The 24,074-nt window shown below is 67.3% G+C and carries 16 protein-coding genes; 8 read left to right on the top strand and 8 right to left on the bottom strand.

The features are described 5' to 3' along the window. Positions 1–313: 313 nt before the first annotated feature. The 4 genes from ACZY1I_RS17250 to ACZY1I_RS17235 all read right to left on the bottom strand — a co-directional run bounded on the left by ACZY1I_RS17250 (position 314) and on the right by ACZY1I_RS17235 (position 10,255). Complete coding sequence (locus ACZY1I_RS17250) at positions 314–826, bottom strand: DUF3145 domain-containing protein (RefSeq protein ID WP_463755643.1); 513 nt, start codon at positions 824–826, stop codon at positions 314–316. A 146-nt stretch (positions 827–972) separates the two neighbouring features. Next, positions 973–1,785 carry a serine hydrolase domain-containing protein gene (locus ACZY1I_RS17245; RefSeq protein ID WP_463755642.1) on the bottom strand — a complete coding sequence of 271 codons (813 nt, stop codon included), beginning with the start codon at positions 1,783–1,785 and terminating at the stop codon, positions 973–975. Next, complete coding sequence (locus ACZY1I_RS17240) at positions 1,785–2,867, bottom strand: class I SAM-dependent methyltransferase (protein WP_463755641.1); 1,083 nt, start codon at positions 2,865–2,867, stop codon at positions 1,785–1,787. Before ACZY1I_RS17240 ends, ACZY1I_RS17245 begins: the two co-directional genes overlap by 1 nt. Positions 2,868–2,908: 41 nt before the next feature. Beyond that, positions 2,909–10,255 (bottom strand): PE family protein, encoded by a 7,347-nt coding sequence (locus tag ACZY1I_RS17235; RefSeq protein WP_463755640.1) that lies wholly within the window; start codon positions 10,253–10,255, stop codon positions 2,909–2,911. Between the two features lie 463 nt (positions 10,256–10,718). Between ACZY1I_RS17235 and ACZY1I_RS17230 the strand changes: the two genes are divergently transcribed. Continuing rightward, a complete protein-coding gene (locus ACZY1I_RS17230) occupies positions 10,719–11,804 on the top strand; it encodes an S-(hydroxymethyl)mycothiol dehydrogenase (RefSeq protein ID WP_463755639.1) in 1,086 nt (361 codons plus the stop codon). Further along, positions 11,804–12,427: an MBL fold metallo-hydrolase gene (locus ACZY1I_RS17225; RefSeq protein ID WP_463755638.1), complete on the top strand. Its 624-nt coding sequence runs from the start codon at positions 11,804–11,806 to the stop codon at positions 12,425–12,427. The genes ACZY1I_RS17230 and ACZY1I_RS17225 overlap by 1 nt, the downstream gene beginning before the upstream one ends. A gap of 185 nt (positions 12,428–12,612) precedes the next feature. On the opposite strand, the gene ACZY1I_RS17220 is transcribed toward ACZY1I_RS17225, so the two are convergent. Next, positions 12,613–13,386, bottom strand: coding sequence for an SHOCT domain-containing protein (locus tag ACZY1I_RS17220; RefSeq protein WP_463755637.1), 774 nt, complete (start codon positions 13,384–13,386; stop codon positions 12,613–12,615). Between the two features lie 158 nt (positions 13,387–13,544). Here ACZY1I_RS17220 and ACZY1I_RS17215 point away from each other — a divergent pair, with 158 nt between their 5' ends. From ACZY1I_RS17215 to ACZY1I_RS17205, 3 genes are all read left to right on the top strand, one after another. After that, a complete protein-coding gene (locus ACZY1I_RS17215) occupies positions 13,545–14,498 on the top strand; it encodes an SDR family oxidoreductase (protein ID WP_463755636.1) in 954 nt (317 codons plus the stop codon). Position 14,499: 1 nt separating this feature from the next. Beyond that, the gene (locus ACZY1I_RS17210; protein WP_463755635.1) at positions 14,500–15,615 is read left to right on the top strand and encodes a class I SAM-dependent methyltransferase; all 1,116 of its coding nucleotides are present in this window, start codon (positions 14,500–14,502) and stop codon (positions 15,613–15,615) included. A gap of 77 nt (positions 15,616–15,692) precedes the next feature. After that, the gene (locus tag ACZY1I_RS17205) at positions 15,693–16,295 is read left to right on the top strand and encodes a hypothetical protein (protein ID WP_463755634.1); all 603 of its coding nucleotides are present in this window, start codon (positions 15,693–15,695) and stop codon (positions 16,293–16,295) included. Between the two features lie 12 nt (positions 16,296–16,307). On the opposite strand, the gene ACZY1I_RS17200 is transcribed toward ACZY1I_RS17205, so the two are convergent. Further along, positions 16,308–18,227, bottom strand: coding sequence for an Hsp70 family protein (locus ACZY1I_RS17200; protein WP_463755633.1), 1,920 nt, complete (start codon positions 18,225–18,227; stop codon positions 16,308–16,310). 144 nt (positions 18,228–18,371) lie between these two features. Then, positions 18,372–19,460, bottom strand: a complete 1,089-nt coding sequence (locus ACZY1I_RS17195) for an NAD(P)H-dependent amine dehydrogenase family protein (RefSeq protein WP_463755632.1) — start codon at positions 19,458–19,460, stop codon at positions 18,372–18,374. Positions 19,461–19,776: 316 nt separating this feature from the next. On the opposite strand from ACZY1I_RS17195, the gene ACZY1I_RS17190 reads away from it, so the two are divergent. The 3 genes from ACZY1I_RS17190 to ACZY1I_RS17180 all read left to right on the top strand — a co-directional run bounded on the left by ACZY1I_RS17190 (position 19,777) and on the right by ACZY1I_RS17180 (position 22,925). Continuing rightward, on the top strand, positions 19,777–20,127 hold the full coding sequence (locus ACZY1I_RS17190) for an MmpS family transport accessory protein (protein ID WP_463755631.1): 351 nt from the start codon (positions 19,777–19,779) through the stop codon (positions 20,125–20,127). 81 nt (positions 20,128–20,208) lie between these two features. Then, a complete protein-coding gene (locus ACZY1I_RS17185) occupies positions 20,209–21,528 on the top strand; it encodes a cytochrome P450 (protein WP_463755630.1) in 1,320 nt (439 codons plus the stop codon). Next, positions 21,525–22,925 carry a flavin monoamine oxidase family protein gene (locus tag ACZY1I_RS17180; RefSeq protein WP_463755629.1) on the top strand — a complete coding sequence of 467 codons (1,401 nt, stop codon included), beginning with the start codon at positions 21,525–21,527 and terminating at the stop codon, positions 22,923–22,925. Before ACZY1I_RS17185 ends, ACZY1I_RS17180 begins: the two co-directional genes overlap by 4 nt. On the opposite strand, the gene ACZY1I_RS17175 is transcribed toward ACZY1I_RS17180, so the two are convergent. Continuing rightward, positions 22,900–24,063 (bottom strand): Rv3169 family protein, encoded by a 1,164-nt coding sequence (locus tag ACZY1I_RS17175; RefSeq protein ID WP_463755628.1) that lies wholly within the window; start codon positions 24,061–24,063, stop codon positions 22,900–22,902. The two genes, ACZY1I_RS17180 and ACZY1I_RS17175, sit on opposite strands and share 26 nt — an antisense overlap. Between the last annotated feature and the right edge of the window lie 11 nt (positions 24,064–24,074).

Genomic DNA, 24,074 nt, shown 5'->3' with positions numbered 1-24,074 from the left:
ACCCGCTGAACCTGTCTCCGCTCTGTGGTGGCGACCCGTTGGACTCGGTTCTGCCTTGCGGTGGCGACCAGGTATACCGTTCGGGTCCGCGATGTGGTGGCGACCCGGCGCGTCTGAGGCCAAATCGTGGCGATCCGCCGCGCCCGGCTCCGCCGCGCTAGCGATCGCTGAGGCCATGTGGTGGCGCCCCGTCACGTCCGCATCCGGCTCGACGACCGCGGCCCGCTGCACCGGACGCCGACCTACGGCGACGCGTGCAACCGGTCCCTTCGCGACGGTCACGCCCGGTATCGCCGCGGACGCGGCACGGCCGCTAGCCAACACCCCGGCTGAGCCAGGTCACCTCGCCGGCGTCACCGCCGTCGCGGTAAACCTCCAGCGCGTCATCCCATGCGGTTCCCAGCACCGAATCCATTTCGGCGGCAAGGGTGTCCGCGCCTTGAGCCATCAACTGCCGCAGTCGCATCTCGCCGACCATGATGTCGCCGTTGGCGCTCATCGCCCCGGTCCACAGGCCGAGCTGTGGCGTGTGACTGAACCGGTGCCCGTCGACGCCGGGGCTGGGGTCCTCAGTGACCTCGAACCGCAGCACCGACCACGAACGCAACGCGTTCGCCAACCGGGCACCTGTCCCGACGGGACCGACCCAGTTGGTGACCGCACGCAACTGACCACGCATGGCCGGTTGCGGCGTCCACACCAAATTCGCCTTGGCTTGCAAGGTCGACGACAACGCCCACTCGACATGCGGGCAAACCGCCGCTGGCGAGGCATGGACGTACACCACACCAGCCGTCACGTCGGCGAACTGATTAGACGCACGCATTTTGTTGCTCCTTCGGTTCCACGAGGGACGTCTTCCCCAACGACCTGGTGAACCCGACGAGCAGCATGCTCGCATCAAATTTTGTGTCTTGCGTGTCTATTGTGCCTCGTGATGCCGGTGTTGCGCTACTGTGCGTTTCCTAAAAATCACACGGACAGGATTCGGTCCGAAATTTCGGGCCACGGCGTCAGCGCCCACTCCCCGAAATCACGGTCCGTGAGCACCACCAGCGCCAGATCCGCGTCCGGATCCACCCAGATGAACCCACCCGCCTGACCGAAATGGCCGTACGTGCGCACCGAGTTGTGGGCTCCCGTCCAATGCGGAGATTTGGAATCCCGAATCTCGAAGCCCAGCCCCCAATCGTTGGGGCGCTGCGATCCATATCCCGGCAGCACCCCGTCCAGACCGGGGAACTGCACGGCGGTCGCGTCGGCGTGCATCTGGTCCGACACCAGCGCCGGACGCAGTAATTCGCCTGCGAACACCGCCAGGTCCTGCACCGTCGAGGCTCCCCCGTACCCGGCTGCCGCTGCGCCGCCGTCCAGTCGCGTCGACGACATGCCGAGCGGCTCGAACACCGCCTCGGACAGGTAGGTACCGAATTCGATCTCGGACTCCCGCTCGATGGTCTCCGCGAGCACGGCGAAACCGTAGTTGGAATACATCCGACGGGTGCCGGGCTCGGCCCGCACTTTGTCGGTGTGCATATCCAGACCGGAGGTGTGCGCGAGCAGGTGGCGGATCGTGGACCCGGGCGGACCGGCCTCGGTGTCGAGTTCCACCACCCCTTCCTCGATCGCGATCTGTGCCGCGCGCGCCACCAGCAGTTTGGTCACCGAGGCAAGGGCGAACACTCGGGAGGTATCGCCGTGTGTGGCCCGCACGCCGTCGGGTCCAACGACCGCTGCGGCGGCCTTCGGGACGGGCCAGTCATCGAGAACGTCTAGGGCTGCCATCACTTGTGAGCTATGTAGTAGTTATTGAGCGGGTCGCCGTCGATCTCCGCCACCCGCAGGTCGGCGAACCCTGCCTCGTGGAGCATCGCCGTGGCCAGCTGCGTGCCCCAGGCGGTGCCCAGTCCGTCGCCGTCCAGCGCCAGCGAGACCGTCATGCAATGCATGAGTGAAGTCGTATAGAGGTAGACGCTCATCGGCCGGCCGATGTTCTCCTCGAGGCGGCTCGACGCCTTGATGTCTGCCATCAGTAGAACGCCGCCGGGCCGAAGCGCGCGGTGGATGTTCGCCAGTACGCGGCCCGGATGCGCCTGGTCGTGGATGGCGTCGAAGACGGTGATGACGTCGAAACTGGATTCCTTGTCCAACTGTGCGAGGTCGAGGCTTTCGAAGATCGCGTTCGTCAGACCCAGCCGGCTAGCTTCGTCGGAAGCGGCCGCGACGCCCTCGTCGGAGAAGTCGATACCGGTGAATCTACTCGCCGGAAAGGCTTGTGCCATCACGTTTATCGCATGTCCGCTGCCACAGCCGAAGTCGGCGACGTCCGCGCCGGAGCTCAGCCGCTCCGGCAGGCCATCGACCAACGGCAGCACGATGTCGACCAGCGAGGCATCGAAGACCGCCCCGCTCTCCTCGGCCATCAGCCGGTGAAAACGGGGGTAGTCGCTGTAGTGAACGCCCCCGCCCTCGCGGAAGCAGGTGACTATCTTCTGCTCGACGCCACTGAGCAACGGCAGGAATTGCGCGACCTTGGCGAGATTGTCCGGCCCCGCCGCGCGAGTGAGCACTCGCGCCCGATGGGCCGGCAACTCGTAAGTGGCGGCGGCCGGGTCGTACCCGACGATGTGTCCAGTTGTCATGCCGCCCAACCACTCTCGGACGTAGCGTTCGTTGAGTCCGGCAGCATCGGCGATCTGCGCGCTGGTGGCCGGCGACAGGCCGGCCAGCGTGTCGAACAGACCGGTTTGATGTCCGATGCTCAACAGCAGCGAGAGGCTGGCGTTGTCGAGGATCGTCACGATCCGTTCGCTGAACGTCTCGGTGGTTTCCGGGCCAGTGCCGACGGCGGTATGTGCGGACGTCACGTCGGCGACGCTACACCGACGACCCGAACGACATCACCTGATCAAATACCGCCGTCGCCGCCTGAGCCGCCGCCGCCGCCGACTCCGCCGGCAGTCCCCGTGGCGGAGCCGCCGCCCTTGCCAGGTGTGCCGGCTCCGCCAAGACCACCAACACTGCCGGTGCCGCCGTTGCCGCCGCTGCCGCCGGTACCGCCCGCAGCTCCGGCGCCGTTGACGGTGCCGATCCCGCCGTTACCTCCGCCGCCGCCTTTACCGCCGATGCCGCCAGTACCACCGGGGAAGCCGCGGCCTGCCAGCCCCCGACCGCCATCCCCTCCCGTACCACCCGCACCGCCAACCCCGGCGTCTCCGCCAGTGGCGCCGGGACCGCTGGCGGCACCACCTGCTCCGCCCCCGCCGCCGGTGCCTCCGCGACCGCCTGTTCCGGACGCAATGGTGTCGTAGCCGGGTGATCCGTTTCCACCGCCGCCGCCAACCCCACCGTTGCCGCCGTCACCACCCGTGTTCGTGAACAGTCCGCCGGTGCTGGCGCCACCTGCTCCGCCAGCACCGCCCGTGGCGCCGATACCGCCAAAGATGGGCTCGACACCGTTGTTGTTGATGGGGTCGCCACCCCGGCCGCCGACGCCACCGTTGCCGCCGTTGCCGCCGATTTCGACGAGGTCGCCGACACCGCCGGCACCGCCGGCGCCACCATTACCGCCGAATCCGCCAGCAGGACCTGAAGGAGGCGAACCGCCACCGAAGTAATCGCTGCCCTCGCCACCATTCCCCCCATTGCCGCCGTTGCCGCCCGCACCACCGACCGCGCTCGCTGCACCGCCGCTCCCGGCTGTGCCGGCGGCGCCACCGTCACCGCCGTTACCGCCTCCACCATTAATGCCGGAGGTGGGGCCGGCGTCGCCGGCGTTACCGCCATTGCCACCGTTGCCACCGCCGCCGCTGCCGCCATTGGTACCGCCGTTGCCGGAATTGCCACCGTTACCGCCGCCGCCGCCCTTGCCGCCGACACCACCAAAGTCGCCGCCACCCGGGGCGGTGACCCCGGTCGCGCCATTGCCGCCATTGCCGCCGGTGCCTCCCTTGCCGCCATCGCCGGTCGTGGTGCCGATGCCGGCGCTGCCGCCATTGCCGCCCTTACCGCCGGCGCCGCCGTTGGGGGCCCGGGTCCCGCCGGTACCCGTGTCGGCGCCGCCGTCGCCACCATTGCCACCTTGACCGCCGGCACCGGCAGCGCCGCCGACACCAGCGTTGCCAACGGCGTTGCCGCCGTTACCGCCGTTGCCTCCTGCGCCGCCAGCATTGCCGGCGATGCCGGCGAGGCCGGTGTTGCTAGAGCTGCCGGCGCCGCCGTTACCGCCCTTGCCGCCGACACCGCCGTTGCCCGACGCGGTAACCCCGGTACCGACTGACCCAGCGTTACCGCCGTTGCCGCCATTACCGCCGGCCTTCCCGCCGCTGCCGGTATCGGCACCCGCATTACTGCCTGCGGCACCGTTGCCGCCGTTGCCAGCCTTGCCGCCGACGCTGCCGGCACCTGTGGCGTTGCCGCCATTGCCGCCCTGGCCGCCGGCGCCACCGTCGTAACCAGCCTGCCCGACCGCGCCCGTGGTGGTGCTGGCGCTGCCGTTACCCGCGTTGCCACCGTCACCCCCGGTGCCGCCGTTGCCCGCAGTCGCGCCGGTGCCGAATGCTCCGGCAGCACCGCCGTTGCCGCCGTTACCACCGGCCTTGCCGCCGCTTCCGTTGTCAGCACCGGCATTACTGCCGGCCGCACCGTTGCCGCCGTTACCGGCCTTGCCGCCGACACTGCCGACACCCGTCGCGTTGCCGCCGTTACCGCCCTGACCGCCGGCGCCACCGTTGAAGCCGGCTTGGCCGACCGAGCCCGGGGTGGTGCTGGCGCTGCCGTTACCACCGTTTCCACCAGTGCCACCTGCGCCACCATTACCCGCGGTCGCACCGGTGCCGACGGCACCCGCGGCGCCACCGTTGCCGCCTGCGCCGCCGGCCTTGCCGCCGCTGCCGTTGTCAGCACCGGCATTACTGCCGGCCGCACCGTTGCCGCCGTTACCGGCCGTGCCGCCGACACTGCCGACACCTGTCGCGTTGCCGCCGTTACCGCCCTGGCCGCCAGCGCCACCGTTGAAGCCGGCTTGGCCGGCCGGGCCCGTGGTGGTGCTGGCGCTGCCGTTGCCACCGTTTCCACCAGTGCCACCTGCGCCGCCGCTACCCGCGGTCGCACCGGTGCCGACGGCACCCGCGGCGCCACCGTTGCCGCCTGCGCCGCCGGCCTTGCCGCCGTTTCCGTTATCCGCACCGGCAGCTCCACCGTTGCCCCCTTGGCCGCCGTTGCCAGCGTTGCCCCCGGTGCCGGTCACGCCGCCAGCGCCACCGTTGCCGCCCTGCCCGCCGCCCCCACCGGAGTTGCCTGCGTTGCCGGCCGTGCCTGCATTGGCGTTGCTACCTTGACCACCGGTTCCGCCCGTGCCACCGGTGCCGCCAGTACCTGCCGCAGCCGTGCCGGTGCCAGCGGTGCCCGCGGCACCGCCGTTGCCACCTGCACCGCCGGCCTGCCCGCCAGTTCCCGTGTCAGCACCACCCGTTCCACCGGCAGCGCCGTTGCCGCCATTACCGGCCTTGCCGCCGACGCTCCCCGCACCTGTGGCGTTGCCACCGTCGCCGCCTTGGCCGCCGGCGCCTCCGGTGTAACCGGCTTTGCCCGCCGCACCGATTGTGGTGCTAGCACTGCCATTTCCACCGTTGCCGCCGGTGCCCCCAGCGCCGCCGCCACCAACGGTTGCACCGCTACCAACGGCGCCAGCCGCGCCGCCGTTGCCGCCGGTGCCACCGACCTGGCCACCGTTTCCGTTGTCAGCACCGGCAGTACCGCCGTTGCCGCCCTGGCCACCGTTGCCCGCGTTGCCACCAGTCCCGGTAGCGCCGCCGGCACCACCGCTGCCGCCCTTGCCGCCTACGCCGCCAGCGTTGCCGGCATTGCCGGCCGCCGCCGCGTTGGCATTGCCGCCTTGACCTCCAGTGCCGCCATTTCCACCGACGCCGCCACCGCCGGAGGCGGCCGCACCGGTACCGACAGCGCCCGCGGCGCCACCGTCACCGCCTGCGCCACCGACTTGACCGCCGCTTCCGGTGTCGGCACCACCAGTCCCACCCGCAGCACCATTACCACCACTGCCGGCCTTACCACCGACGCTGCCTGCACCTGTGGCATTGCCGCCGGCGCCACCAACGCCACCAGCGCCGCCGGTATAACCGGCTTTGCCCGCCGCTGCGGTCGTGGTGCTGGCGCTGCCGTTGCCACCCGTGCCGCCGGTCCCACCAACGCCACCGTTACCTACGGTCGAACCGGTACCGACCGCACCCGCAGCACCACCGTTGCCGCCGGTGCCACCGACCTGACCACCGTTTCCGTTGTCAGCACCGGCAGTACCGCCGTTGCCGCCCTGGCCACCGTTGCCCGCGTTGCCACCAGTCCCGGTAGCGCCGCCGGCACCACCGCTGCCGCCCTTGCCGCCTACGCCGCCTGCATTACCGGCATTGCCGGCCGCCGCCGCGTTGGCGTTACCGCCCTGGCCTCCAGTGCCGCCATTTCCACCGACACCGCCACCGCCGGAGGCGGCCGCACCGGTACCGACAGCGCCCGCGGCGCCACCGTCACCGCCTACGCCACCGACTTGACCGCCGCTTCCGGTGTCGGCACCACCAGTCCCACCCGCAGCACCATTACCACCACTGCCGGCCTTACCACCGACACTGCCCGCACCCGTGGCATTGCCGCCGGCGCCACCAACGCCACCAGCGCCGCCGGTATAACCGGCTTTGCCCGCCGCTGCGGTCGTGGTGCTGGCGCTGCCGTTGCCACCCGTGCCGCCGGTCCCACCAACGCCACCGTTACCTACGGTCGAACCGGTACCGACCGCACCCGCAGCACCACCGTTGCCGCCGGTGCCACCGACCTGACCACCGTTTCCGTTGTCAGCACCGGCAGTACCGCCGTTGCCGCCTTGGCCACCGTTGCCCGCGTTGCCACCAATCCCGGTAGCGCCGCCGGCACCACCGCTGCCGCCCTTGCCGCCGACGCCGCCAGCGTTGCCGGCATTTCCGGCCGCCACGATGTTGGCGTTACTACCTTGACCACCCGTACCGCCAGTGCCACCGGTGCCGCCGGCCCCTGCCGCAGCCGTGCCGGTGCCAGCAATGCCCGCGGCACCGCCATTGCCGCCGGCACCACCGGCCTGGCCGCCGGATCCGGTGTCGACACCCCCGGTCCCGCCGGCAGCACCGTTACCGCCATTCCCGGCCTTCCCGCCGGCACTGCCCGCACCTGTGGCATTGCCGCCGTCGCCGCCCTGGCCGCCGGCACCACCCGTGTAACCAGCCTGGCCGGCAGGACCGCTGGTGGTGCTTGCGCTGCCGTTGCCGCCATTGCCGCCGGCCCCACCAACGCCACCGTTACCCACGGTCGCTCCAGTGCCGACCGCGCCGGCAGCGCCACCGTTGCCACCGGCACCGCCGGCCTGCCCGCCAGTTCCCGTGTCAGCACCACCGGTTCCACCGGCAGCACCAGTACCGCCATTGCCAGCTTTGCCGCCGACACTGCCTGCGCCTGTGGCAGTGCCGCCATTGCCACCCTGACCGCCGGCGCCACCGGTGTACCCGGCTTTGCCCGCCGCGGCGGTCGAGGTGGTTGCGCTGCCATTTCCGCCGACGCCGCCGGTACCCCCAGCGCCGCCGTTACCCACGGTCGCTCCGGTGCCGACCGCACCGGCAGCACCACCGTTTCCGCCTGCGCCACCGACCTTGCCGCCGCTTCCGGTGTCAGCACCGGCAGTGCCGCCGTTGCCGCCTTGGCCGCCGTTGCCCGCGTTGCCGCCGGTACCGGTAGCGCCACCGGCACCACCGTTGCCGCCCTTGCCGCCGACGCCGCCAGCGTTGCCGGCATTTCCTGCCGTCGCGGTGTTGGCGCTACCGCCCTGGCCCCCGGTGCCGCCAGTTCCACCAACACCGCCACCGCCCGATGCAACCGATCCGGTACCGACTGCGCCCGCAGCACCGCCGTTGCCGCCGGCACCGCCAGCCTGACCCCCGCTTCCGGTGTCGGCACCACCGGTGCCACCAGCGGCTCCGTTACCACCGTTGCCGGCTTTCCCTCCGACACTGCCCGCACCCGTGGCACTGCCGCCGTCGCCGCCCTGACCGCCAGCGCCGCCGGCATACCCGGCCTTGCCTGCCGCACCGGCAGTAGTGCTTGCGCTGCCACTACCGCCATTGCCGCCGGTCCCACCGGCGCCACCGCCACCCACCGTCGCACCGGTACCGACCGCGCCCGCAGCACCACCATTGCCGCCAGCACCACCGGCCTGACCCCCGCTACCGGTGTCGGCACCACCAGCACCGCCGGCGGCACCATTGCCGCCATTGCCGGCTTTGCCGCCAACACTGCCCGCACCCATGGCACTGCCGCCGTCGCCGCCCTGACCGCCAGCGCCGCCCACGTATCCGGCCTTGCCCAACGCACCGATCGTGGTGCTGGCACTGCCGTTGCCACCATTGCCGCCGGTCCCGCCGGCGCCACCGTTGCCCACGACCGCGCCGCTGCCCACGGCGCCGGCGGACCCGCCGTTGCCGCCGCTGCCACCCGCCTTACCACCACTACCGGCGTCAGCACCGGCCGCGCCGCCAGCCGCGCCATTGCCACCGTCACCCGCGTCACCGCCGACGCTGCCCGCACCGGAAGCGTTACCGCCGCTGCCACCCGTACCGCCTGCCCCGCCAGCATTGCCGGCAACGCCGGCCTTCGCGGCAGTGCTGGCGGCACCGTCGCCACCGTCACCGCCGTGACCGCCATGTCCGCCGGTGCCCTTGACGGCGCCACTGCCGACCGCGCCGGCGTCACCACCATTGCCGCCGGCACCGCCGGCCTGGCCACCAGCACCGGTGTCGGCTCCCGCGTCACCACCGGCGCCACCGTGACCGCCGCTGCCCGCGTTGCCGCCGATGCCGGTAGCACTCGCGGATCCACCGTTTCCGCCCTTGCCGCCTGAACCGCCGGCGTTACCGGCGTTGCCGGCCGAACCCACATCGCCTGTCCCGCCAGCACCGCCATTCCCACCGCCGCCACCGCTACCCGCCGCGCCGGCCTGGCCGCCACCGCCGGCACCGGCCACCCCACCGTTTCCGGCCGCACCGCCATTGCCGCCGGCGCCGCCATTGCCACCGCCGACATTGAAGCCCACGCCGGTCGCACCGATTCCGCCCTGGCCGCCGAGCCCGCCGGCCCCACCACCGCCGCCGTTACCGCTGACGCCACCCTCGGCGGCAGCGCCACCGACGCCGCCCTGGCCGCCCGCCCCGCCGTTGTGGCCGACGCCACCGGCGCCACCACCGGAGACACCATTGCTGCCGACATCTCCGCTACCACCGGCACCGCCGGCGCCACCAACCCCGCTGATACCCGCTGCGCCGTCGGCCCCCTGGCCCGACAACAGACCGTGGTTGCCGCCAAGTCCCCCGGCGCCGGCCATACCGCCGGTCCCGCCATTGCCGCCGGCGCCACCGGCCAGGCCGTAGCCGACCCCGCTCGCGCCCGCCGCGCCCGCGCCGCCAGACCCGCCGGCCCCGCCGACACCGCCGGCGCCCCCGACGCCGGTCAAGGTTCCACCGTTGCCGCCTGCCCCACCGGCCCCGCCATTTCCGCCGTTGAAGCCTGCGCCGCCTGCCCCGCCCGGCATCATGGCTGCACTCCCGACCGCGCCCGCCAACCCGGCGCCACCGGCCCCGCCCATTCCCCCGTTACCGTGCAGGCCCGCATTGCCGCCGCGCCCGCCGGCGGCCCCGATGCCACCGGCCCCACCGTTGCCGCCATTGCCGATCAACCCGGCATCCCCGCCTCGTCCACCGGCCATACCAGGCGCATTCCCCGCTCCACCGTTACCGCCGTTGCCCGACAGAATCCCGCCCTGCCCGCCTGCCTGCCCCGGCGCTCCATTGGCGCCGTCACCAACCAACGGACGTTCCGCCAGCAGCATGGTGGGCGCATTTACGACGGAAAGCACCGATCCCTGCAATGTCTGCAAGGGTGAAACGCTGGCAGCCTCGGCGGCGGCGTAAGCGCCCCCTCCCGCACTGAGCGCTTGCACAAATTGCGCGTGAAACGCTGACGTTTGGATGCTGATCTTTTGAAATTCCTGACCGAGTGTCCCGAATAACGTTGCAATCGCCGTCGATACCTCATCGGCAGCCGCTGCCACGATGAGACTCGTGGGCGCCGCCGCTGCCGCACTGGCAGATTCGATATTCAGCCCAAGCCCGGACAGGCTCGCAGCCGCCGAAGCCAAGACCCCAGGCGCAGCAATAACAAACGACATCCCGTACCCCCATAAGACAGGACAACCCGAGCGGCAGCTTAGGTCGCATAAAGCGCGCAATTCGGGGTGAAGCGTAGCGACGGCGTCAATTAAATCGCAATAAGGTCTTTGTTCGTTTTATGGCTATTGCACACGACTCCAAAATTCGGTTTAGGAACTCTTTTTCACCGCGAACTGCAGCTTCCCGCACCCGATTTCGTATTCCGTCCAAAAATAGTGAGCAAACGCGTTTTTTCCGCGATCACGCGCCCGCACCGGGACGGATCGAAAACATCCCCGATTCCACAATTGGCATTTTGGAAAGTGATTCCACTTTCACGCGAAGCGATCAGACGCCCTCCGGCACACGCACAATCCCATGTGCGCTCAGGGCCACGACCACGCCGACGGACACTCATATTCGTTCGCGCCGACTAGACGGGCGGCTGAGCGGTGTATGGCGACCGACAGTAGGTTGAAACGCATGAGTCAGACAGTGCGCGGCGTGATTTCACGGAGCAAGGGCCAGCCCGTCGAGTTGGTCGACATCGTCATCCCAGATCCCGGGCCGGGCGAGGCCGTCGTCGACATCAGTGCGTGCGGCGTCTGCCATACCGACCTCACTTACCGCGAAGGCGGTATCAACGACGAATATCCGTTCCTGCTCGGTCACGAGGCCGCTGGCACCGTCGAAGCAGTCGGCCCCGGCGTCACCAGCGTCGCGCCCGGCGACTTCGTAATTCTGAACTGGCGAGCAGTGTGCGGTCAGTGCCGAGCCTGCAAGCGGGGCCGGCCTAATTACTGCTTCGACACATTTAACGCCGCGCAGAAGATGACGCTGACCGACGGCACCGAACTCACCCCCGCCCTCGGAATCGGGGCGTTCGCCGACAAGACGCTCGTGGCGGCCGGGCAGTGCACCAAGGTCAACCCGGAAGCCGACCCGGCCGTGGCCGGACTACTGGGTTGCGGCGTGATGGCCGGCCTGGGTGCCGCGATCAACACGGGCGCACTCACGCGCGATGACACCATCGCCGTCATTGGCTGCGGCGGAGTCGGTGATGCCGCGATCGCCGGGGCCGCGCTGGTCGGCGCGAAGAAGATCATCGCGGTGGACACCGACAACACCAAGCTCGATTGGGCGCGCAAGTTCGGCGCCACCCACACTGTCAACGCCCGCGAATTCGATGTCGTCGAGACCATCCAGGACCTCACCGGCGGCTTCGGCGTTGACGTCGTGGTCGACGCGGTCGGCCGACCCGAAACCTGGAAGCAGGCGTTCTATGCCCGCGACCTGGCCGGAACCGTGGTGCTGGTCGGGGTACCGACGCCCGACATGCGACTGGACATGCCCCTGGTGGATTTTTTCTCCCGCGGCGGTTCGCTGAAGTCGTCGTGGTACGGCGACTGCCTGCCCGAGCGCGACTTCCCCACCTTGATCGACCTGTACCTGCAGGGCCGGTTACCGCTGGAGAAGTTTGTCTCCGAACGAATCGGGCTAGACGGCATCGAGGAGGCCTTCCACAAGATGCATGACGGCACGGTATTGCGCTCGGTAGTGGTGCTCTGATGGTTGACATCAATAAGGTGGTCACCCACGGCACCTTCGAACTCGACGGCGGCAGTTGGGAAGTCGACAACAACATCTGGCTCATTGGCGACAACTCCAATGTCGTGGTGTTCGATGCCGCGCATGACGCGGCACCGATCGTCGAGGCCGTCGCGGGCCGCCATGTGGTGGCGGTGGTATGCACGCACGGCCACAACGACCATGTGACGGTGGCACCCGAACTGGGCAAGACGCTCGACGCGCCGGTGCTGCTGCATCCGGCCGACGAGGTGTTGTGGCGAATGACGCACCCGGACAGTGACTTTCGCCCAATTCGTGACGGCGAAGCGCTGAAAGTCGGGGGAACGGAAATTCGCGCGCTGCACACCCCGGGACACTCCCCGGGATCGGTGTGCTGGTACGTCCATGACCTGGGCATCGTGTTCAGCGGCGACACACTGTTCTCCGGCGGACCGGGAGCGACCGGCCGCTCGTATTCGGATTTCCCGACAATTCTCGAGTCGATTTCGGAGCGACTCGGAAAGCTTCCCGGCGAAACTGTTGTGCACACCGGACACGGCGACAGCACCACCATCGGCGAAGAGATCGTCAACTACGAAGAGTGGGTCGCGCGCGGGCACTGAGTCATGCCGAGACTTAGCCGCGAGCGTGCACAGAATCGCGCCAAACGTGGCGTGTCCCCGTAATTCTCTGCACCCTCGCCCACGACCACCGGCGATCCCCAGCGAGCGACCGCTCAATGCCAACCACGACGGCGCGTCCAGGACAAACACGCGCCCTCATCCGCCCTAGCGAACGCGCGAGAAACTCAGTACCCGTCGAGAATCCTGCGCTTCTCAGCCTGAAACTCTTGCTCGGTGAGCGCGCCCGAATCCCGCAGCGACGCCAAGGTTTTCAGCCGCTCCACCCGCACTCCCTCCCCCGTCGACTCGAACGGAGCCGGCGGCGGCACATAAGCAGATTTCGGCCCCGTAGCCAGGGGCGAGACGTAGCCGGCGGGCTCGCTGAGAAATGGCTTGTTCAACCCAGACGTCACCACGATGCGGCGAGTGCGGCTCAGCCAGAAGATTGACAGCACCAGATCGACAAGTCCGACGACGAAGAGCGCAACGAAAACCCAAACCAGATTGCCGTGCGAACTCTGGTGACCGAAAGCCAGGCGCGGATTGATGTACCCGCTGACCTGTCCCTCGGTGGTGATGTCGTAATTGCCCTCTGCCGCAACGTAAATCTTCCACACCCGCACGTGTACATCGTTATTGATTGACGTTGTGCTGCCGCTACTTTCGGTCACCTCGGGCTTCGGCACACCTACCGGCGGGGTGATGCCCAGACCCAGCGGTGGCACCGGGAAACCGCCGCCGTTCGGGCCGCCGATGACCATCACGTGCAGGCTGGCCGTGACCTCGCCTGCGGGCAGGTGAATGCTGCCGGAGCCCGGGATCGGCACCTCACCGTAGGCGTCGTATTCATCCAGGACGAAGGCATTAAGCACCAAGGTGGTGATGAACCCGGCCACCGCTACCACCATCGTCACGATGGCCAGGGTCAGCGATATCTTGGCGGCCCGTCTGCTGTTCATCCAGGCAGTGTGTCACGCGCGAGACGGGCCGATAAAGCCCCAGCTAACCGCGCGCCCGGCAAACATGGCGATATGGACAGGTCGACGCGCGAGAACCGAGTCCCAGAGGGGACACTAGTTCCGACCGGAGACCCGTAAACCGGAAAAGGAGCCTTCGAATGGCCAACGATCTCATCGCCACGGTGCCCGATCTGTCCGGCAAGTTGGCCGTCGTCACCGGTTCCAACAGTGGCCTGGGGTTCGGTCTGGCTAAGCGACTGTCAGTGGCCGGCGCGGACATCGTGATGGCCATCCGCAATCGCGCCAAAGGTGAGACGGCCATCGAGGAGATCCGTCGCACTGTGCCCGACGCCAAACTGACCATCAAGGAGTTGGACCTCTCGTCGTTGGCTTCGGTCGCCGCCCTGGGTGAGGACCTCAATGCACTCGGACGCCCGATCGACATCTTGATCAACAACGCCGGCGTCATGACCCCGCCCGAACGCGACACCACCTCGGATGGCTTCGAATTGCAGTTCGGCAGTAACCATCTCGGGCACTTCGCGCTGACCGGGCATCTATTGCCCTTGTTGCGGGCCGCGCAGAACGCCCGGGTGGTCTCGCTGAGCAGCCTCGCGGCCCGCCGCGGCAAAATTCATTTCGACGACCTGCAGTTCGAGAAGTCCTACGTCTCGATGTCGGCCTACGGGCAGTCGAAGCTGGCGGTTCTGATGTTCGCCCGCGAACTGGAACGTCGCAGCGTTCAGGCGGGCTGGGGCATTTTGTCGAATGCGGCGCACCCGGGCTTGACCAAGACCAACCTGCAGATCAGTGGACCGTCGCACGGTCGCGAGAAGCCCGCCCTGATGCAACGGTTGTACACCTCGTCATGGCGTTTCGCCCCCTTCCTGTGGCAGGAGATTGACGAGGGGATCCTGCCGGCCCTCTATGCCGCAGCCACGCCGCAGGCGGAGGGCGGCGCGTTCTACGGGCCCCGCGGTTTCTACGAAGCCGCCGGCGGCGGCGTGACGGAGGCAAAGGTTCCCTCGCAAGCCGCCAATAATGCTGACAGCGAACGACTTTGGGAGATCTCAGAGAGACTTACCGGTGTCAGCTACCCGACGCAGGCCTGAAATGCCGCCGAAGGCTCGCATACCCGAGTCGAGCGTCGTGGTGCGTCCGGAACCGATGGAATCGGCGACCTACACGCAGTCGTCGCGCCTGCAGGCGGCTGGATTGGTGCCGGCCGTGGCGCTGTTCGAGCAGGCCGCCCGACAGGTGCCGTTGCCCAAACCGCCATCGCCGGTCGTCGTCGCCGACTACGGCGCGGCCACCGGCCACAATTCGTTGAAGCCGATGTCATCCGCCATCGAGGTCCTACGAAGCCGCACCCGTCACGACCACGCAATCCTGATGGCGCATACCGATGTGCCGGAGAACGACTTCACCACGCTGTTTCAAACCTTGTCCGACGACCCGGACAGCTACCTGCACCACGACAACGCGACGTTCCCGTCCGCTGTCGGCCGATCGTTCTACGAACAGATCTTGCCGACCGGCACGGTCAACCTCGGCTGGTCTTCGTGGGCGGTCCAGTGGCTGAGCCGGGTTCCGGCCGGCGCTCCGGGAGTCACCGACCATGTGCAGGTCGCGTACAGCACCAACAACGAGGCGCGAAAAGCATATGCGCGTCAGTCAGCGCTCGACTGGAACAATTTCGTGGCATTCCGCGGGCGCGAATTGTGCCCCGGCGGAAGGTTGGTGGTGCTGACCATGGCTCTCGACGAGGACGGCGAATTCGGCTACCGACCGTTGAACGAGGCAATGATGGCGGCGCTGCACGAGTTGACCGAACAGCGCATGCTGCGCGACGACGAGGTACAGCGCATGGTGATACCCGTGGTTGCCCGCAGCGAGAAGGACTTTCGCGCTCCTTTCTTGCCCAGTGGCTGGTTCGAAGGTTTGACCATCGACCATCTCGACATGTTCAACGCCGAGGACCGATTCTGGACCCGGTATCAAAAGGATTGCGATGCAGAGACATTCGGCGCGCAGTGGGCTGCGTTCGCCCGTGCCGCCCTGTTCCCGACGCTGACGGCAGGTCTTGACGGCGGCGTTAGTGACCCACGTGCATCAGAATTCGTACAACGACTGGAGGCGTCAGTCGCCGCACGACTGGCCCAGGCTCCCAAACGGATGAAAATACCGCTTGCGTCAATAGTGCTGGTCAAGCGTGGTTCGTCCGCGTAATAGTTTCGACACAACGCTTTAGTGGTAGTCCTCACAGTGGTCGGGCACAATTTTTAACTCCGTAGGGGGCGAGAGCGTTGAGTGTTGACGAGGCAAAAGATCAGGCTGACGAAGAAACCAAGGCCAAGGACAAGGCCAAAGACGAGTCAGGAGACGAGCCCGAGGACAAAGACCCGGGCATCGGCGTCTCCGACGACATCGACGTGAGCGATGAGCAGAAAAAAGAAGCCGAAGAAATGATCGAGATTGCCAACCAGGACCGGCCCACCTTGGTGCTGCCTGGGTCCGGCAAGACCATCACCGGCGGCGCGGTCAACGAGTGGCTCGACGATGACGGCAATCCGAAGTACGAGAGCACAGAGAAGGACTCCGACAAGGACGGCTCTTCAGACGAGGCCAAGAAAGACACGGCCACCGATGAGTCCGACGAACCGGAATCGACAAAGCCTGCCGGTGACTCTGAAGACAAGGATGAGAAGAAGGGCGGCGGGAGGGGCAACCTCACCGAGACCAGCGACCGTGGTGCGCGAGCGGACGAGAACGCCGATGACGGCGACAAGTCGACCGAACAGTTGAACAAAGAAGCCGAAGAGCGAGTCAAGGAAAACTTCGAGAAGGACAAGGAATTCAACGCCGCAGTCCTCAAGGAAGCCCAAGACAAAGAAAAAGCAAGCACCTAGGCCCTGCGGACCCTACCCGCCACGAGTCCCCGGGACGGAAGCCTGACCGACCCCGGGGACTCGTGGCATGCCTGGGATGTTCTGAATGCCGGGTATCTGCGGGATCTGGGGAATCTGTGGAATTTGCGGCGGGGCCGGCGGTAGCGGCGGCGTAGTCACCGGCGGCGCCGGAGGCGGGGTAGTCACCGGCGGCGAGGGAGCTGTGGTCACCGGCGGTGAAGGCGGCGTGCTCACCGGAGGCGGCGACTCAGTCGTGGCAGGCGGCGGCGGCTCAGTCGTGGCCGGCGGCGGCGGCGCCTCAGTCGTGGCAGGCGGCGGCGCCTGCGATGCCGGCGGAGCCTCTTGCTGGGGAGCTGCCTCGGGGGTCTGCGCGGGGGGCGGTGCAGGACTGGCACTCTCGGGAGCCGGCGGCGGCGCTGAGGTTGTCGGCGTGACGGGAGCAGTGCTCACCACCGGCGGCTTCGTCCCTTGCTCGCTCCCTGAACTCAGCGCGATCGCCACCGCAGTCCCCACGAGCACCACCGCCACAGCGGTGCTGGTGATGATCACTGCCGGCAGGCGGTACCACGGCAAAGGCGAGGATTTGCCCTCGGATTTCGGCTTGGGTTCTTGCTCGAATTTCATCTGCGGGCGTGCGGCAGTGAATCCCGAACCACCGCCCTCACCCGCATCGACGGCCGGCATGACACGAGACTGCTCGGCTGCCTCCGACCAGGCCAAAGCCGGCTTCATCGCCGACACCGGAGCGTCGATATTGAGGTCCTGATAGCCACTCTCGTCCGGCCCCTGCGCGAGCGGAGCGATTGCCGGCGCAGCGGCAGCGGGCGCAGGAGGTACAGCGTGCGCAGGAGGCGCAGCGGGCGTCAGCGCAGTGGCACTGGTGTCACCCGGCCCGCGAGCCGCGCGCAACGCGGCGCCGATCGCCGCAGTCAGTTGCGGGCGGGGCGTGGTGATGACCGGCACCCCGAAGTGCCCGGACAGCGACGTCGTCACCGCCGGGATATTGGCGCCACCACCCACCGTGGCGATGGCTACCAAACCACCAATTCCGTTGCGCCCCAGTGATTCCTGGATGATACGGACGACTCCGTCGAGCGCCGGGCGAATTGTCTCCTCGAGCTCGTTGCGAGTGAGTCGAACATCTCCGGGCATCCCCGGCACCTCTTCGGCGAGGGTGGTCACCGTCGTGGCCGAGAGGCGTTCCTTGGCATTGCGGCAGGCGGACCGTAGCCGGGTGAGTGACCCGATCGCTGACGTGCCGGACGGATCGAAGGAACCGGTGCCGGGCATCTCGGACATGATGTAGGTCAACAGCAACTGGTCGATCATGTCGCCGGAGAAGTCGTGATGCCGGACGGTGGGACCGATCGGCTGATAGTCGGCGGCGGCATCGACCAGCGTCAGGCTCGTCCCGCTGCCGCCGAAATCGCACACCGCGACGACCCCGCGAGCAGGTATGCCCGGGTTGGCGCGCACCGCGAACAGGGCTGCCGCGGCGTCCGGTATCAGCGTCAACGGCTTGGCCCGCAACGACCATTCGGTCACCCGACTCAGCGCCCCACCCAACGCGTCGATCGCGGTCGGCGACCAGTGCGTCGGATAGGTCACCGCGGCGCTCTCCGGTAGCGCGCGACCGCCGGTGGCGGCATAGGCCAACGCCCTCAACCCGTCGGCGACCAGGGCTTCACTGCGGTGCATCGAGCCATCGGCGGCGACGATGCCGACCCGGTCCCCGACCCGGTCCACGAAGTCGTTGATCACCAGCCCGGGTTCATCCAGTCTCGGGTTCTCCGCCGGCACCCCGACCTCGGGCGCGCGCTGCCGATACAGGGTCAACACGGGTTTGCGCGTGATGGCGTGGTCCGCCGTCACGGCCGCCATATTGGTGGCACCGATCGATAGACCCAGCGCGGGCCTAACTTCGTCTGCCATGTGCTCCCATCCCTGTATCCGGTGGCATGCGCTGCACCCACCTCACCCCATTTGTTCCAATTTTTTCGGCAATACCTATAGCCAATCTATGGGTCGGCTGTGCGTGAGCTGTACGACGACTCCATCATGAGCCATCGTCGCTGGTTAGCGAATAGTTCCCGCGCCGGGAATGAGCGGTAGATCGAGTGCGGTCACCCAGCCCGGCGACAAATCGTTGACTGCGGGGACGGCATTGAGGGCCCTCAGTCCGGTGGCCAGACAACCCGCTGCCGCCGCATCACGGCCCGAGCCGTCGGTGAACCGGAAGGCGGTTTCCTGGAAGATGCTCGGCGTTCCCTCGATGTCGACCCGGTACACGTCATTGTCGTGACCCGTCGGCCAGTCGGGCGCGGCGTCGAGGCCGATGCGGTTGACGTGCTCCAACTGAATGCGGGTTTCGCCCTGGTAAAGCCCGTTGATGGTGAACCGGACGGCAGCGACGTTGCCGGCCTTTATGACGCCCTTGGCCGACTTACGGTCGGTCGGGGTTACCCACTTGTCCCAGGTGGTGGTCATCTCGTCGAGCATGATGCCGGCGGCGTGCGCGATCATCGGCACCGTCGCGCCCCACGCGAAGATCAGCACATCCTTGTTTTCCAGCATCGGGCTGAACTCGGGTTCGCGCCCGATGCCCATCTCGAACTCGTAGTCGCCCTCGTAGTTGGTGTAGTCCAGCAGTTCCGAGGCCCGGACCTTCTTGACCTCGGAGCACAGGCCCATCAGCGTCAGCGGGAACAGGTCGTTGGCGAAACCCGGGTCGATGCCGGTGGTGAAGCACGACGCCTCCCCCAACTCGCAGGCCTCGGTGATCGGCGTGATCCAGTTGGGCGGATTCTGCGGCATCGTCGGCCAGATCCATGGCGTCATCGACGTCGAACACACATCGACGCCGGCCCGCAAAAACTTAGTGATCAACAGGATGTTGTCTTTGGCGTGCAACGCCGTCGGGCCGTAGTGCACCAACGCGTCGGGCTTGAGTGCGATCAACGCGTCGACGTCGTCGGTGGCGGTGATGCCGACCGTCTCGTCCAAACGGCAGATTTCACCCACGTCGCGGCCAACTTTGTCCGGGTTGCTGACGCCCACACCCACCAACTCAAAGAGGGGATGCTTGACGATCTCGGGAATCACCATCCGGCCCACGAAGCCGGTGCCCCACACGACCACCCTCTTGGAAACGCCACTCTGCGTCATCTACACCTCCTGCTCGGCCCCTAGCTCTCACCCTAGGTCGGATGGTCGCGACCCACTGCGCCCGGCTCCGCCGCACTTGTGATCGCGACGAGGTCCGACGGTCGCGACCCACTGCGCCCGGCTCCGCCGCGCTTGTGATCGCGACGAGGTCTGACGGTCGCGACCCACTGCGCCCGGCTCCGCCGCGCTTGTGATCGCGACGAGGTCCGACGGTCGCGACCCACTGCGCCCGGCTCCGCCGCGCTTGTGATCGCGACGAAGTTCCATGCCAAAAGGGTCTCGTAATCACCCCTAGGTGATGACAACATGAACAACCATGACAAGTCGTCGCGCATCAACGATCCTGTTTGCCATTGGCACCGCCTTCGCGGCCACTAGTGGCGTGGCAAACGCTGTCCCCCTGCCAGGCGCGTTTCCACAAGTCCGCTACGAGGTGAGCGGCACTGGCGTTGCCGAGTACATCTCGTACCAGACGCCCCAGGGCCAGCTGAACGCGACGAACGTGCCCCTGCCGTGGTCAACCGAGTTTCAGGCCTTCGGTGGCGAGGTCTTCCTGCTCAGCGCCCAGGGGCAGGGCACCATCGCCTGCAAGATCTCGCTCGACGGCACGCAGGTGAATGACGCGCACTCGACCGGGACGCCCGGACGGGCCGTCTGCTCGCATTGACGCGGTTGATGCGCTTGCGATCACGACTACCCTCGCGAATGGCAGGCGCTTCACAGTCGAAGCGGTGCGTAGGAGAATCGCATGGACCTCAAGACTGACCCGACGGCGCGCAAGCAACCGGGCCTTGCGTCACGCGTCAACGGGACGGCGCCGCCCGAGATCCCCGTTGCCGACATAGCGCTCGGCTCGCTGGATTTCTGGGCCCTCGACGACGAGTACCGCGACGGCGCCTTTGCGACTTTGCGCCGGGAGGCGCCGATCTCGTTCTGGCCCGCGATCGAGATCGAAGGATTCACCGCCGGCAACGGGCACTGGGCGCTGACCAAGCTGGACGACGTGCATTTCGCCAGCCGTCATCCCGAAATCTTCAGTTCGAGCCCCAACATCGTGATCAGCGACCAAACGCCGGAATTGGCCGAGTATTTCGGTTCGATGATCGTGATGGACGATCCGCGCCACCAGCGGCTGCGCTCGATCGTCAGTAGGGCGTTCACGCCAAAGGTGGTGGCCCGCATCGAAACATCGGTGCGCGAGCGGGCGCACCGGTTGGTGACCTCGATGGTCGCCAATCATCCCGATGGGCAATGCGATCTGGTCAGCGAGCTGGCCGGACCGCTGCCGCTGCAGATCATCTGCGACATGATGGGCATTCCCGAAGAGGACCATCAGCGGGTATTCCATTGGACGAACGTGATTCTCGGCTTCGGCGATCCGGACCTGGCAACCGACTTCGAGGAGTTCGGCCAGGTTGCGATGGACATCGGCGCCTATGCCACCGCGCTTGCCGAAGACCGCCGCGCCAACCACCACGACGACCTGACGTCCGCCCTGGTGGAAGCCGAGGTCGACGGCGAACGCCTGGAGTCGTCGGAAATCGCGATGTTCTTCATCCTGCTGGTGGTGGCCGGCAACGAGACCACCCGAAACGCCATCAGCCACGGCGTCCTTGCGCTGTCACGGTATCCCGAGCAGCGGGAGAAATGGTGGGCCGACTTTGACGGTTTGTCGCACAGCGCCGTCGAGGAGGTCGTGCGCTGGGCATCGCCGGTGACCTATATGCGCCGCACCCTGACCCGCGATATCGAACTCAGCGGCACCAAAATGGCTGAAGGCGACAAGGTCACGCTGTGGTACCACTCGGCCAACCGGGACGAGTCAAAGTTCGCGAACCCGTGGATGTTCGACTTGGCACGTAACCCCAACCCACACGTCGGCTTCGGTGGCGGCGGCGCCCACTTCTGTCTGGGCGCCAATCTGGCCCGTCGCGAGATCAGAGTGGCGTTCGACGAATTGCGCCGCGAGATACCCGATATCGTCGCGACCGACGAACCCGCGCGTCTGCTTTCCCAGTTCATTCATGGGATCAAGAGCCTGCAAGTGGCTTGGACTCCGCCGTCATGACCGAAGTCGACGTATGCGTCGTCGGCGCTGGCTTCGCGGGTTTGACTGCGGCACTTCGGCTTCGCCAGGCCGGCCATTCGGTTGTCCTGTTGGAGGCGCGCGATCGGGTCGGTGGTCGCACTTTCACGGTGGAGCGCGACGACGGTTCATGGATTGATAAGGGTGGCGCATGGATCGGGCCGACACAGGACCGAATCCTGGCACTCACCAAGGAATTCGGCGTCAAAACCTTCCCGCAGTACACCGACGGCGAAGCCATGATGGTTGTCGACGGTAAGCAGATCCGCTACCACGGCACCGTCCCGTGGACCCTGAGTCCGTGGGCGTCACTGAGCCTGGGCGCAGCGATGTTCGAGTTGGGCCAGATGTGCAAGTCCATCCCGCTCGAGACCCCCTGGAAGGCAAAGAAAGCCCAGAAGTGGGACCGTATGACATTGGCCCAGTGGCTGGACAAGAATGTCAGGTCCAAAGCCGCGCACGACCTGCTCGATCTGGCCATCTCCGGCTGCTACACCTCGGCAGCCAGCGAGGTGTCGATGCTTTTCATGCTCTATCAGATGGGATCGGCCGGTGGCCCCGGCTTCGTGCTGAGCGCCAAAGGTGGGTCGCAGGATTCACGGGTTGTCGGCGGCATGGGCGCGATCTACCGACCGATGGCCGCCGAGTTGGGCGATGCGATTCACCTCTCGCGGCCGGTGCGGACCATCGAGCAGGACGCCAACGGCGTCACGGTGCGCAGCGAACGCGACAGCGTCCGCGCCCGGCACGCCATTGTCGCCGTCCCGCTCGCGATTGCCAGCCAAATCGTTTATGAGCCAATGCTTCCCACGGATCGGTCATTTCTGCACCAGCGGATGCCGAGCGGCGCGGTCGTCAAGGTCTCGATCGTCTACGACGAGCCGTTTTGGCGGCGCGACGGTTTGTGCGGCCAGTCGGCGGCGCCAGGATCGCTGGCCCAAGTCACCATCGACGCCTGTACCGACACCGCGACGTCCGGCATTCTCTGTGTGATCATCGAGGGCCCCACGGCACGACAATACGAGCGCCTCGACGAAGCGGGGCGCCGTCAGGCCGTCCTCAATGCGTTGGTGGAACGGTTCGGGGCCAAGGCCGCAGCGCCGGTCGATTACGTCGAGCAGAACTGGAGCCGGGAGCGTTACTCCGGAGGCGGAATGCTCAGCCACGCACCGCCCGGTGTACTCACCGAGTTCGGGCATGCGTTGCGCAGGCCGTGCGGTCGAATCCATTGGGCGGGCACCGAGAGTTCGTCCGTGATGTGCGGCTGGATTGACGGGGCCATTCGCTCCGGAGAACGTGCTGCCAGTGAGGTCATGGTCGATGAAGGCCTGAAGATCTCTGCGATTTCCGCGCTTACAGAAAAGAATTCGACGAGCTGAGACCGCGTTCGGGGAAGGCGCCCATCGCGAAGGTCTCGGCGTTGCCCAGGCCGGTGCCGCCGCCAACCGGATCGTCTACACGTACCAAGAGGTCCCGCAGTTGGTGAACCTTGCGGGCCGTGTCGGGGTGGTCGCAGTTCGGCACGTGGTAGCCCTCCACTCTGAGGTCACCGACCCACTCGCCGTATACCCAGTCGTTCCAGCCGTAGTAGCCGGCGGTGCCGAGGTGAAACCCGGTGGGCCCGGCCGCGGTGATCGTCAAAGGCCGCTTAGTGCCGTCACTTTCGGTGAGCGTGATGGTGCCGTGGGTGAGGCGCCGGTTGCCGTCGTCGAAGTGCAGGTCTTGTTCGACGGCGGCGAAACGCTGCGAGGTGCCGTCGTCGTTTTGTTGTTCGGCTTGGAAGCGGGTGGATTCGAAGCCCTCGCCCTTCTCCTGCTGGAAGAACACGAAAAGCGAGTAGGCCGACCCGTTCGGCCTGGTGAGCGTCATCGGACACCAGGTCATCAGCATCTGGTTGATGCGCCGACCTCCGCGCGGCAGGCCGGGGATGGGTTTGCCGACGCCGGGACGCAGGCCCCAGGAGTGATCGCGTATCGAGATCCACTCGTCCGGGTTGACGTCGGTGCGGACGCCGTCGAGTTCCACCCACCCCGAGGCCACCCCAATCTGGTGGTAGCGCAACACGTTATGGGTCACCCGAAAGCCGTCTGGGCTGCGGTCCGGCCAGGGATCCTCCAGTGCCGCGCCGAAGCTGCCGCGCATGGTGACGTCGAAGGCGATCGGCGCGTGCTCGCTCTTGTCTAGCGTGACGCGGATGGCTTTCAGCGGTTCCACGACGCTGTAGTGAATGGGGCCGACGTCGGTGCCCGACGGGTCCGAGGACAGCCTGCGACCAGCGCGGACGGTCCACTGTTCGGTGCCCCGGCACACACCGCCGGCACCGTCGAAGACCCCCCTGTTGGTGTACTTGCCGATACCGAGGACCAACTGCAGCGAGTTGTCCCGCGCGTGCGCGATAGTCCAGATCTTTTCCGTCCAGGACGGGTCCGACTGGCTGACCGTGGCGAACGTGTCGACAATCTGATGCGTCAAGGACTCATCCTCGGGTACCAGACCGCCGTAATTGGTTGACAGCATCGCCAGTTGCC

The sequence above is a fragment of the Mycobacterium sp. IDUB_37 genome (assembly GCF_055419245.1).
This window is presented reverse-complemented; position numbering and strand designations above follow the sequence as displayed.